This is a genomic window from Paraglaciecola mesophila KMM 241 (genome assembly GCF_000315015.1).
GTDB lineage: Bacteria > Pseudomonadota > Gammaproteobacteria > Enterobacterales > Alteromonadaceae > Paraglaciecola > Paraglaciecola mesophila.
In genome coordinates this window covers 102428-114739 of record NZ_BAEP01000089.1, presented here as the reverse complement: position 1 = coordinate 114739, position 12312 = coordinate 102428, and the positions used below count along the sequence as shown (strand labels likewise).

The 12312-nt window shown below is 45.6% G+C and carries 9 protein-coding genes; 4 read left to right on the top strand and 5 right to left on the bottom strand.

What is annotated here, in order from left to right; translation table 11 throughout:
• Both coxB and lexA read right to left on the bottom strand, forming a co-directional pair.
• On the bottom strand, positions 1-1125 hold the full coding sequence (coxB, locus tag GMES_RS21660; RefSeq protein ID WP_456152305.1) for a cytochrome c oxidase subunit II: 1125 nt from the start codon (positions 1123-1125) through the stop codon (positions 1-3).
• Positions 1126-1533: 408 nt separating this feature from the next.
• Positions 1534-2157, bottom strand: coding sequence for a transcriptional repressor LexA (gene lexA, locus GMES_RS21650; RefSeq protein ID WP_006994975.1), 624 nt, complete (start codon positions 2155-2157; stop codon positions 1534-1536).
• A gap of 193 nt (positions 2158-2350) precedes the next feature.
• On the opposite strand from lexA, the gene plsB reads away from it, so the two are divergent.
• On the top strand, positions 2351-4786 hold the full coding sequence (gene plsB, locus GMES_RS21645; RefSeq protein WP_006994974.1) for a glycerol-3-phosphate 1-O-acyltransferase PlsB: 2436 nt from the start codon (positions 2351-2353) through the stop codon (positions 4784-4786).
• A gap of 95 nt (positions 4787-4881) precedes the next feature.
• On the opposite strand, the gene ilvA is transcribed toward plsB, so the two are convergent.
• Positions 4882-6432 carry a threonine ammonia-lyase, biosynthetic gene (gene ilvA, locus GMES_RS21640; RefSeq protein ID WP_006994973.1) on the bottom strand — a complete coding sequence of 517 codons (1551 nt, stop codon included), beginning with the start codon at positions 6430-6432 and terminating at the stop codon, positions 4882-4884.
• Positions 6432-8279, bottom strand: a complete 1848-nt coding sequence (gene ilvD / locus GMES_RS21635) for a dihydroxy-acid dehydratase (protein ID WP_039988015.1) — start codon at positions 8277-8279, stop codon at positions 6432-6434. The genes ilvA and ilvD overlap by 1 nt, the downstream gene beginning before the upstream one ends.
• 448 nt (positions 8280-8727) lie before the next feature.
• On the opposite strand from ilvD, the gene GMES_RS21630 reads away from it, so the two are divergent.
• Complete coding sequence (locus GMES_RS21630) at positions 8728-9348, top strand: trimeric intracellular cation channel family protein (RefSeq protein ID WP_006994971.1); 621 nt, start codon at positions 8728-8730, stop codon at positions 9346-9348.
• 97 nt (positions 9349-9445) lie between these two features.
• Positions 9446-10960, top strand: coding sequence for a YifB family Mg chelatase-like AAA ATPase (locus tag GMES_RS21625; protein WP_006994970.1), 1515 nt, complete (start codon positions 9446-9448; stop codon positions 10958-10960).
• A 104-nt stretch (positions 10961-11064) separates the two neighbouring features.
• On the opposite strand, the gene GMES_RS22905 is transcribed toward GMES_RS21625, so the two are convergent.
• Positions 11065-11217 (bottom strand): hypothetical protein, encoded by a 153-nt coding sequence (locus tag GMES_RS22905; protein ID WP_006994969.1) that lies wholly within the window; start codon positions 11215-11217, stop codon positions 11065-11067.
• On the opposite strand from GMES_RS22905, the gene GMES_RS21620 reads away from it, so the two are divergent.
• Positions 11148-12305 carry a PepSY-associated TM helix domain-containing protein gene (locus GMES_RS21620; RefSeq protein ID WP_226990357.1) on the top strand — a complete coding sequence of 386 codons (1158 nt, stop codon included), beginning with the start codon at positions 11148-11150 and terminating at the stop codon, positions 12303-12305. The genes GMES_RS22905 and GMES_RS21620 overlap by 70 nt on opposite strands.
• The last annotated feature ends 7 nt before the right edge of the window (positions 12306-12312 follow it).

The following is a 12312-nucleotide window of genomic DNA, read 5'->3' as shown; positions in this document are numbered from 1 at the left end:
CTACTGCCCGTTTAATGCAGCGTTAATATCTTTCGCCTGAACTAGGTCACCCGTATCGTTACCCCACGCATTTCGCTCGTAGGTAATAACCGCGGCGAGTTCTGACATTGTTAACTGTTTCGCGAAGGCGGCCATTGCTGTACCTGATTTGCCGTTAAGCACGATATCAATATGCGCAGCCATATCGTTCAGCGCAATGTCACTCCCTTTTAATGCTGGGAATACAGCTGGCAACCCTTCACCATTAGGCATATGACAGGCTGCACATGCAGAATTGTAAATTTTTTGACCATTGCTCATGAGTTCTTCTTTGCTCATGTTCATTGCCAGTAATCTTTGTTCTTCCGCTTTTGCCTGTTCTTGGATGGCTTGACGCTCGCCTATCCACTTATCATATTCGGCGGGCTCTTTTGCGATAACGACCACCGGCATAAAGCCGTGATCCTTTCCGCATAATTCAGCACATTGCCCGCGATAAATACCCGGCTCATTGACTTTGGCCCAAGCGTCGTTAATAAAGCCTGGATTAGCGTCTTGCTTGATTGCGAAATCAGGTACCCACCAAGAATGGATAACATCGTCTGAGGTAATGAGGAAACGTACGCGTTTATCGGTAGGGATCACCAGTGGCTGGTCTACTTCTAAAAGGTAATTCACACCCTTGTCTAATTTACCCGAGATTTCACCGGCCTGAGTTGCCATGCGAGAATAAAATTCGACGTCGTTATCCATGTACTTGTAGTGCCACTTCCATTGTGAGCCTGTTACCAACACCGTCACTTCCGGTTCACTGGCATCTTCCATAGCAATCAACGTTTTCGCTGCAGGGATAGCCATTACAATGAGAATAATAAAAGGGATGACGGTCCAAGCGATTTCAACTTTTACACTCTCGTGGAAGTTAGCAGGCTTAGCACCACGAGATTTACGGTGAAATAAAATGGAGTAGAACATGGCGCCAAAAACACCAACAGCGATAACCACACATATGATGAACATCAACATATGTAGGTCATACACCTCGGCGCTGATATCAGTCACACCTTTGCGCATGTTTAATTGATACTGATCTAAGTCGGACACTGAATCTGCAAAAGCGGTGCTGCAATTAAATGCACCTAACATTGCCATGACACTCAACGAAATTTTCTTCACTCGACCCCCTGCTTGTCAAACGCTCAAAATAGTGGTGATAACCATCAAACTTTACGTTCTAATTTATTATTGTAAGGTTCAGCACGCGACAAATTTTGTTACTGACTTGTTAACCGTGAAACAAGCATTACTCAAAATGGGGGGAGTAGTCCAGTTTTTTTGTATATTTTATATTCGATTGGCCAAATTTTAACCAGCCTATCAGTGTGTTACGTTAACAACTTAATAACAAACGACCGAGTTAAATGATATACAAAAAAGTAATATAGGGTAGGTGAGAAGGGATGTATTCAAGGGATAAAATAATATTTTCGAACTCCATTGCGAAGCTCGAAAATAACCAATAATTTAACAACAAGCTGCTTAAAAAACCTTCAACTACATCCAGTCAGCATTACGAATAACACCAACCGCGATGCCTTCAATATTAAAAGGCTGCGTCGCTAAGTCGACTTTAATAGGTTGGAAATCTTCGTTTTCAGCATGTAATACGACTTGTCGACCTTTTCGCTCTAGCCGTTTAACGGTTACATCTTCATCTACTCGCGCAACGACCACCTGTCCATTATGTACGTCCGTTGTTTTATGCACGGCCAGCAAGTCACCGTCTAAAATACCAATGCCTTTCATACTCATACCGCTAACTCTAAGTAAAAAATCAGCACTGGGTTTAAATAAATTTGGGTCAACTTTGTAATGCATTTCAACATGCTCTTGAGCCAAAATGGGCTCACCGGCAGCAACACGGCCAATAAGCGGCAGACCTTGGTCTTCTAATTGATCTTCTAAAGGCTCAGTGAGTCTGATACCTCTTGACGTGCCGGGCAATATCTCAATCGCTCCTTTACGAGCCAGAGCCTTGAGGTGTTCTTCAGCCGCATTTGCTGATTTAAAACCAAGGTGCCGTGCTATTTCTGCACGTGTTGGCGGCATGCCTGTTTCTAGCATAGTGGTTTTAATCAGTTGCAAGACTTCTTCTTGTCTGGGAGTTAGTGGACGCATACACAGCCTGTTGTTTCATACAGTTTAACTGTGAGTATATACAGTCGTTGCTAAATCTCAAATTTTTCTTCTCTGTTGTTTAACAAAGGTAATTTTCTATAAGACCTCTGACCTGTAAACTGATTACGCGGGGTGGAAAAGCCGAATAACGTGGTATCCTATGGAAGTCTTTTATTATCTAGGTACCACTCTTATGGCATGGCTGCATAAACTGCTGCTAACAATGATATCTGTTCCGCTAAAATGGCTGGTTAAAGTCAATAGCATACCAACAGATATAGCGACCGAACTTGGGATCGACACCACCAAACCCATTATTTACCTATTACGCACACACTCGGTCACTGATCAATTTGCCTTAAAAATTTCTACTAATTCCCTAGGATTGCCTAAGCCCTCCGAGGCGGTGCAAATCGGTGGTAAGGAATTACCCGCATGTTTGTTTTTACAACAACCACGTTCTTTGCTTACTCGAAAAGTAAAGATCACCAAAATTGCGGATGATGTGACTCGTCTGTTCCAGATACACAGAGAACACCCGGAGTTAGATTTGCAAATCGTACCTGTTTCCATTTTTTGGGGCAGAGCACCCGGTCGAAAACTATCCGGCTGGTCAGATATTATCGCCAATCAGGTGTCGCCTAACTGGTTGCGTAAGTTTTTTATTGTGCTGTTTTTAGGTAGAGATAATTTCGTTTGTTACAGCAAGGCCGTATCCTCCCGTACCATGGCAGATTTAAAAGGCAGTGATGAAGAAATAGGCCACAAGCTTATCCGCCTAGCAGGTACGCATTTTCATCGCCGTCGCCAGAATCTTATAGGCCCAATGCTACTCGAGCGACAAGAATTATATAACGCGGTATTAGGCGCAGATTCAGTTCGTCAAGCAGTCAGCGACGAAGCGCGCAGCAAGAAGCAGTCAAACCACCAAATACAAGCCAAAGCGAAGAAATATGTAGATGAAATTGCCGCAGATTATCGCGAAGGGCTAGTAAGAATTGGCGACCGATTACTCACAAAAATATGGAACAAAGTATACAATGGCATTGAAGTAAAACATGCCGATAAAGTCAGAGCGTTAGCGCAAAATGGCCACGAAATTATCTATGTACCGTGCCATAGAAGCCACATGGACTACCTGCTCTTAACCTATGTCATCTATCACGAAGGTTTAGTGACACCGCATATTGCTGCGGGTATCAATCTTAACTTTTGGCCGATTGGCGGAATTTTACGAAAATGTGGGGCATTCTTCTTACGTCGCAGCTTCGCCGGCAATAAGCTGTATACCGCGGTATTTAGAGAGTATCTGGAGTTACTTTTCAACAAAGGCTATTCCGTGAAGTATTACCCTGAAGGAGGCCGAAGTCGAACAGGTCGCTTACTACCGCCTAAAACGGGTATGTTAGCCATGACCCTTCAGGGGCTGATTAAAGGCATTAACCGCCCCGTCAGTATTGTGCCTGTGTACATTGGCTACGAGCACGTAATGGAAGTCTCAAGCTACTTGAAAGAGCTTAAAGGCACAGACAAAAAGAAAGAGTCTTTCTTTCAGGTGTTCTCTGCGGTACGCAAGTTGAAAAACTACGGAAACGGATTTTTAAATTTCGGTGATCCGATTAATTTGAGCAACTTTCTTGATGGTGAAGTACCAGATTGGCGTGATGCACAGAATTTAGAGCCTGATAAAAAACCACGCTGGTTAACACCTGCCGTTAATACCTTAGCCAATGATGTAATGGGCCGAATCAACCAAGCGGCTGCTGTCAGCGGTATGTCACTGTGTGCCATGTGCTTACTTTCTGCTAAGAAGCACGCAATGGCACAGGACGAACTCGAACGCGCCATTGACGACTACTTAGGCTTATTAAAGGCTGCGCCTTACAGTGAGTTATCCAGCATCCCTGAGCTTGATGGCAAAGCACTGGTAGAAAGTACGTTAAAGCTCAATAAGCTGGAAGTATCCCAAGACAGCTTTGGCACTATCATCTCCCTAAAACGCAAAAATGCGGTGGCATTGACCTACTATCGCAATAATATTTTGCACTTGTTCGCCCTACCAGGTTTAGTCAGCGCCATTGTGTTTGCTCACAAAGGCTTAGCAAAACAGCATGTTATAGCTCTTGTTGGCCAACTTTATCCTTTACTGCAGCGCGAGCTATTTATTTATATGAGCCACGAAGAAGCAATGGATTACACGGACCGCTTACTTAGTACCATGATCGATATGGGTTTGTTACGCGCTGAAGGTGACACAGTGTGCCCACCCGCGGCCACCAGCAAGGCCTTTTATTCATTTTGGTTGCTTAATCGCAGTATCCAAGAAACCCTGCAACGTTATGCTGCCGTGCTGACCATCCTTAAAAAGGAACAAACCATTAGCCGAGGTCGACTCGAGAAACAAAGTAGGGAGTTTGCCGAACGCTTAGCGGCGTTACATGGCATTAATTCACCGGAGTTTTTCGACAAAAATGTACTGTCTACGTTCATTCACGCCTTGAAAGATAACGAATTAATTAACGCATCTAGCGAAGGGCAGTTGGAGCATTCAGATACTAGCCAAGCACTGCTAGCAAGTGTTGAGGAATTAATTTCGCCTGAGATCACCCAACGACTTCAGCAAATTTAAATGGCTTATGGGCTAATGAGTGAATATTGAGCACATAAAAAATGCGCTAGGTGATTAACCGAGCGCATTTTTTATTAACCGGTAGCCGCTAATTATTAGCTAAAAATACCGTTCACGTCTGATAAGAAAAACTTATAGGCAGGATTTTCGGTTTCTTCGGCGTATTGATAGCCGAGTTGCGCTAAGTGTTGCTCAAAATCAGCACGTTCGCTATCAGGGAAATCAAAACCCGCTAACACTAAACCTTCCGCAGCACCATGGTTACGATAATGGAACAAAGTAATGTTCCAGCGTTCGCCCAAGGTTTTCAAGAAGGTCATTAGTGCACCCGGCTGTTCAGGGAACTCAAACGAAAACAAGTGCTCATGAAGTAGTGCAGGCGGACGGCCACCGACCATATAGCGCACATGCAGTTTAGCCATTTCATTGTCTGACATGTCCAAGCAAGGGTAGTCATTCGCACTCAAAGTGCCCATCAACTCAGCAAATTCCTCTTGGCCTCTTCGCAGTTTCACACCTACAAAAATATGCGCTTCTTTTTCGCTTGAGAAACGATAGTTGAACTCAGTAATAATTTTACCACCGAGCAGTTCACAGAAGTGCTTAAACGCACCTTTTTTCTCAGGGATTTTAACTGCAAATACGGCCTCTTTTTGCTCACCTAATTCACAGCGTTCAGACACGTAACGTAAAGTGTGAAAATTAATATTAGCGCCACATAGCACGCCACCAAAAACTTTACCTTTGACGTCATTTAGCCTGGCGTATTTGCGCATGGCTGCAACTGACAACGCGCCTGCAGGCTCAGCAATAACTCGGGTATCATCGAAAATATCTTTGATTGCCGTGCACAGCTCATCATTGTTAACGGTAATGACTTCATCTACGTATTGCTGACACAAACGAAATGTTTCAGTACCTATGGTCTTCACTGCTACACCGTCTGCAAAAATCCCTACAAAGGGCAGTGGAGTAGGCTCACCGGCTGTTAAAGCCGCTTGCAAACAAGCAGATTCGCTGGACTCAACGGCGACAATTTTAATACTAGGCTTGAGCTGCTTTAAATACACACTCATGCCTGCGGCTAAACCGCCGCCACCCACTGCGATGAAGACGATATCCAGATTCGGGTTTTGCTCAAGCATTTCTTTGGCAATGGTGCCTTGCCCGGCTATAACGTCTGGGTCATCAAATGGCGGGATCATGGTATAGCCATGCAGCGCAGCCAAACGTTTAGACTCTTCACTGGCTTGATCGAAGCTAGTACCATGAAGCACCACATTGACGTTGGCACCACCGAAGTTACGCACCGCATCCACTTTAATGTCAGGGGTGGTTTCCGGCATCACAATAGTGGCCTGAATATTCTTGCGAGAGGCACAATAAGCAATACCTTGGGCGTGATTGCCCGCTGATGCGGTAATTATCCCCGCGTTTAGCGCTTCATCATCTAAGTGACTTATCTTGTTATATGCCCCACGCAATTTGAACGACTTAACCGGTTGCTGATCTTCCCGTTTAAGCCATACATCATTCCCTAAAACAGCGGAGAATTTGTCTAGATGGACAAACTCGCTGTTAACCGCCACGTCATACACTGGCGACATTAAAATCTTTTTTAAATATTCTTGGGCACTGGTGGTCATTAGTCTTCCAATTTGCTTGCGTCGCGCACAGCACCTTTATCGGCACTTGTTGCTAGTAAGGCGTACGCCTTAAGCGCGAGTGATACTTTACGCTCACGGCTGACTGGCTTCCAAGGATTAGCACTTTGCTCCATTTTTTCGCGCCTTGCTTGAAGCTCTTCATCACTGATATCAACACCAATTTTACGCTGTGGGATATCAATGGTCATGCTGTCGCCTTCTTCCACTAAACCGATACCACCACCGCTAGCGGCTTCAGGCGAGCAATGACCAATCGATAAACCAGACGTACCGCCTGAGAAGCGACCATCAGTAATAAGTGCGCATTTTTTGCCTAACCCTTTGGCTTTCAAGTAAGTCGTGGGGTACAGCATTTCTTGCATGCCTGGGCCACCTTTAGGGCCTTCGTAGCGAATCACCACTATGTCACCAGCAATCACTTCGTCGGCTAAAATGGCTTTCACTGCGTCGTCTTGGCTTTCATAAATACGTGCGCGACCGGTGAATACGTGAATGGACTCATCCACACCGGCTGTTTTTACAATACAGCCCGCTTCAGCAATATTACCAAACAACACTGCCAAACCACCTTCTTCGCTAAACGCATTGGCACGACTACGTATACAACCGTTTTCACGGTCAGTATCAGCAGTCGGGTAGCGGCAATCTTGGCTAAATGCTTTCGTGGTACGGATGCCAGCAGGGCCTGCACGGAAGAACTCGAGAGCGTGAGCGTTTTCAGGCAAGGTTATATCCCACTCACTTATCACTTCACCGATAGATTTGCCTAACACGTGTGGGGTGTCTTCGTGCAACAATCCGGCGCGATTCAACTCGGCTAATATGCCAAGCACACCACCTGCACGATGGACATCTTCCATGTGGTATTGCGGGGTAGATGGCGCAACCTTACATAGGTGGGGTACATTGCGAGATAAGCGATCAATGTCGTCCAAAGTAAAAGGCACTTCACCTTCAACCGCTGCCGCCAATAAATGCAAAATCGTATTGGTTGAGCCGCCCATGGCGATATCAAGACTCATGGCATTTTCGAATGCTTTAAAGTTGGCAATGTTACGCGGTAAAACTGATTCATCTTCTTGTTGATAATAACGGCGGCACAACTCAACAATTTGCGTACCCGCTTGTTTGAATAAACCTTCGCGGTCAGCGTGCGTCGCAAGCATTGAACCATTACCTGGTAATGACAAACCAAGCGCTTCCGTTAAGCAGTTCATTGAGTTAGCGGTGAACATACCTGAGCAAGAGCCACATGTAGGGCACGCAGAACGTTCAATTTCACCACTTTGCTCGTCATTAACGTTGTCATCAACACCCGCTACCATGGCATCCACCAAATCCAATTTAATGATTTGATCTGAAAGCTTGGTTTTACCTGCCTCCATTGGACCACCAGAAACAAATATTACCGGAATATTTAAGCGCATTGACGCCATTAACATGCCAGGGGTGATTTTGTCGCAGTTAGAGATACACACAATCGCATCGGCGCAATGCGCATTAACCATATACTCAACCGAGTCAGCAATGATTTCGCGAGAAGGCAAGCTGTAAAGCATACCGCTGTGACCCATAGCAATACCGTCATCGACCGCAATAGTATTGAACTCTTTTGCCACACCACCAGCCGCCTCAATACTACGCGCCACTAACTGCCCCATGTCTTTTAGGTGCACGTGACCCGGTACAAACTGAGTAAATGAGTTAGACACCGCAATAATTGGCTTACCGAAATCCCCGTCTTTCATACCAGTCGCACGCCAAAGCGCGCGAGCACCGGCCATATTTCTACCTTGGGTTGTGGTTGCTGAACGTAACTTTGGCATTGTCTCTTCTCTCTAACTTAAATTGTTTATTAATAGTGTAAAATCCGTCGAGGTCGCAGGTGAAACGGTATGCGCGAAAAACCTCGTCCGGTCGTCGAAATTGATATATCGGAAAATGTTGCTGCTAAAAGCAAAAAACCCCCCGAACTTTCGTGCGGGGGGTTAAAATTGTCTGACGTTAATTCAGATCTATCCCCGCGGAGAACATGTCTCCACCACTGTCACCAAAATAATTACTTTGCTGCACGAGTCGGAATAGAACATTAGATAAATTTCTAACTTAAATTGGGTAAATCGTCACTGCCTATATTGGTAACACGAACCCCCACAACGGATCAAGCAATGCTATAGGCTTTTTTTGTGTCGTTTATACACAAACACTGAGTTTGGCTATTTAGAATTTGTCATTTATCGGTATCATTCAGCCTCAAATAGCAGTGAGAATAATATGAGTACCTGGTTACATTGGATTGATTTGATGGGCGTGGCGGTTTTTGCCGTGTCTGGCACCTTAATGGCCTATAAAAAACACATGGATGGCTTTGGCGTCGTTGTTTTAGCCTCCGTGACGGCAATTGGTGGCGGTACCTTGCGTGACATTATTCTCGATTTACCCGTATTTTGGGTGCAGGACCATAGCTTCTTCTTCGCTATTCTTGGCGCAGCGCTTTGTACCATCATATGGCTACGTATTAGCCATCGCTTTCCCCTGCGATATTTGCAAGTTGCTGACGCATTTGGTTTGGCCTTTTTTAATGTCATGGGTCTACAAAAAGCCCTTAGTTACGGCGCATCCCCGTTTATTGCAATTGCGCTTGGTACCATGACGGCTGTGTTTGGTGGCTTAATTCGTGACGTGATTTGTCGCGAGATCCCATTAGTCTTAAAGGGCGATTTGTATGCAACGGCATGTATCATTGGTGGCGCCACGTACATCGCGGCATTTTATTTAGACCTATCCACTTATAGCTGCATGATCATTGGCTTTGCGGTCACATTAACCACCCGTTTAGCCGCCATGAAATGGCACTGGCATTTACCTGTGTTTAATCCCGAACACATGGATTGATGCCTTAAACCGCTTGGCTTCTTATGCTAAGTGGCGCTAACCTGCTCACTTGACTAGCCTTATGGCATTCTAGTTTGACGTGCAAAAGGCCTTGCTTATGTCATTAGCGGTAGTATTTTCAAGAGCGAGTGTCGGCATTGACGCACCGCTTATCACTGTAGAAGTGCACTTAGCCAACGGGCTGCCTTGTTTTAACTTAGTTGGCTTGCCAGAAGCATCAGTGCGCGAAGCCAAAGATCGCGTACGTAGCGCCCTGATAAATTCAGGCTTCGAATTTCCTGCTCGTCGTATTACCGTTAACTTAGCCCCCGCAGACTTACCGAAAGAAGGCGGGCGATTCGATCTTGCCATCGCTATCGGTATTATAGCTGCTAGTAATCAACTTAAAGGCGCAAGCCTAGAGGGCATTGAATTAGTAGGGGAACTTGCACTTTCCGGCGAAATACGCCCCATCAAAGGCGCATTGCCGTTTACTTATGCGTGTTTTAAGGAAGGTCGCACCGCCATATTACCCGCTGAAAATGCGAATGAAGCGGCTCTTATCAACGGCGCGAAGATAGTCCCTGCTTATCAATTGCTTGACGTATTTCACCATTTGGGCAAGCAAAAAACTCTCCCCTTGTTTACATCAAACAACATCTCGCAAGAAGCCGAATACGGCGTTGATTTACAAGATGTGGTCGGGCAAAGTTCAGCAAAACGCGCACTAGAAATAGCCGCAGTCGGCGGGCACAACTTGTTATTCACTGGCCCACCTGGCACAGGTAAAACGATGTTGGCCAGTCGGTTGATCACTATTTTACCGCCCATGACGGATGAAGAAGCCCTCGCCAGCGCTGCCATTCATTCGATCGTAGGCAAACCGGTTAATCCACAAACGTGGAAGCAGCGCGCTTTTCGCCACCCCCATCACACGAGCTCGGCCGTCGCATTAGTCGGTGGTGGCAGCGTGCCAAGACCAGGCGAAATATCCCTCGCTCATCACGGCGTGCTATTTCTAGATGAATTGCCAGAATTTGATCGCAAAGTGCTTGATGTACTTCGAGAGCCGCTAGAGTCGGGCACGGTGTCTATTTCGCGTGCCGCTAGGCAAGCGCAATTTCCGGCTCAGTTTCAGTTAGTCGCGGCGATGAATCCAAGCCCAACGGGCAGTCTTAATGACGGGCGCTGTACTGCTGACCAAATATTGCGTTATTTAAATCGAATTTCAGGTCCTTTTTTGGACCGTATCGATTTACAAGTTGATGTGCCTAAACTCAATGGCAATGAGTTCTCTGAGCAAGTTAAGAGCCGAGGGTGTAGCAGTAAAGAAACCAGAGAGCGAGTCGTTTTTGCACGCAATATCGCCCTTTCGCGCAGCAACAAACCCAACACTTTGCTTGGCAGCAAAGAGGTACAAGAGCACTGTCAGCTTTCAAGTGACGATCAACGTTTTTTGCAAGTTGCAGTTGAAAAGTTAGGCTTGTCACTTCGTACTTACCATAGAGTGTTGAAGGTATCCCGCACTATTGCAGACCTTGCTAACCAGCCGCACATAAGCCGCCAACATTTGGCCGAAGCACTTAATTATCGGGCCTTTGATCGTATGTTGGCGCAGCTTGCTTACAATTAAATTTTCACTGGATGTGGGCGTTTCTTGTGAATTAAAAACCTTTCAGGTTATGCTTTCTCAATCACGGCTATAGTAGCCCTTATTCTACCGACTCTGTTAAATAATTAGCCACTTAGCGATAATTTATGGGAGTTGGTATTAGCTAAAAACAAAACACCTAGCGCATCAAGGCTCAACATTGCATTCAATTTCACTTCGTAAATACACCAGAAGGCTTCACTTATGGTTAGGCTTAAGTCTCGGCGTTTTACTGACAATAATATGCCTATCAGGGACGATGTTAGTATTTTACGTTGAGATAGATACTTGGCTACACCCAGAACTCGAACGTTCACAACTGGCCACAGATAGCAGTTGGGACAGCGCATTACATACGCTCAATAATAGCTATCCAGATAAAAAAGGCCCTTGGCGAATTGAGGTTAGTGGCAGCAAAAGAGCAATGTCAGCTCGCTATTACAACCCCATAGAAACTCGCAGTGAAGGGTTTGCCCCGTTAATGGTGTGGTTAACTAACGATGGCCTATCAGTGCTTCGCGAAGACTATTGGGGACACTATTTAGCCACTTGGCTATACAATTTACACTACACATTGCTCTTTGGTGAAACAGGCACTTTCGTCATAGGCTATATAGGTTTAGCAGCATTATTTTTGCTGGTGAGCGGATTAGTTTCATGGTGGCCGAAGCAAGGCCAGTGGCCTATGGCGTTCAAATTTAAACGACGCCGCACACGTATCGGTTTGCTTTACGATTGGCACAAAATATTAGGACTCGCGAGCATCGTTCCCTTGTTCCTGCTTGTTGCCACCGGAGTCATGCTATCCCTGCCACAAAAAACGAATAAGGTCCTGGAACTACTGTTTTCACCTGTGCAAACCCCCTCAAAACTAAGCGGTGTTGCGAGTACGAAAATACAGCACACAGTGCCGATTTCTGATGCAATTACCGCAGCCAGACAGGCAAAAGTTGCTGAAAATGGCGCTAACCTGCAGCAATCACGTCTCGCTTGGATCCAAACCCCCGACAACAATTTGAGCGCTCAACGATTCTATACGTTTCGCTTCCAAATACCTGAAGATCCATCTCATCGGTTCCCCAATACCTTTGTATACGTGGATGCCGATTCAGGCCAGATCATTAATATATTTTCTGCGTGGAAACATGGCCCTGCAAATAACATAAAAGGTTGGTTGCATACTTTACACAATGGCAGTGTAGGGGGCATGGCACTTCGAATTTTGTGGGTAATTTGTGGCTTAATCGTATTGGCTTTATTTTGTTTGGGCTTCACTCGCTGGCGATTGCGCACGGGCAAAAAAACTCCGCCAGCACTGAAAATGTAATTTATTC

Excerpts from the sequence above, each read along its gene's own strand:
- ilvD (WP_039988015.1), bottom strand. The coding sequence starts at position 8,279 with ATGCCAAAGTTACGTTCAGCAACCACAACCCAAGGTAGAAATATGGCC.
- GMES_RS21625 (WP_006994970.1), top strand. The coding sequence starts at position 9,446 with ATGTCATTAGCGGTAGTATTTTCAAGAGCGAGTGTCGGCATTGACGCA.
- coxB (WP_456152305.1), bottom strand. The coding sequence starts at position 1,125 with ATGTTAGGTGCATTTAATTGCAGCACCGCTTTTGCAGATTCAGTGTCC.
- GMES_RS21630 (WP_006994971.1), top strand. The coding sequence starts at position 8,728 with ATGAGTACCTGGTTACATTGGATTGATTTGATGGGCGTGGCGGTTTTT.
- plsB (WP_006994974.1), top strand. The coding sequence starts at position 2,351 with ATGGCATGGCTGCATAAACTGCTGCTAACAATGATATCTGTTCCGCTA.
- lexA (WP_006994975.1), bottom strand. The coding sequence starts at position 2,157 with ATGCGTCCACTAACTCCCAGACAAGAAGAAGTCTTGCAACTGATTAAA.
- ilvA (WP_006994973.1), bottom strand. The coding sequence starts at position 6,432 with ATGACCACCAGTGCCCAAGAATATTTAAAAAAGATTTTAATGTCGCCA.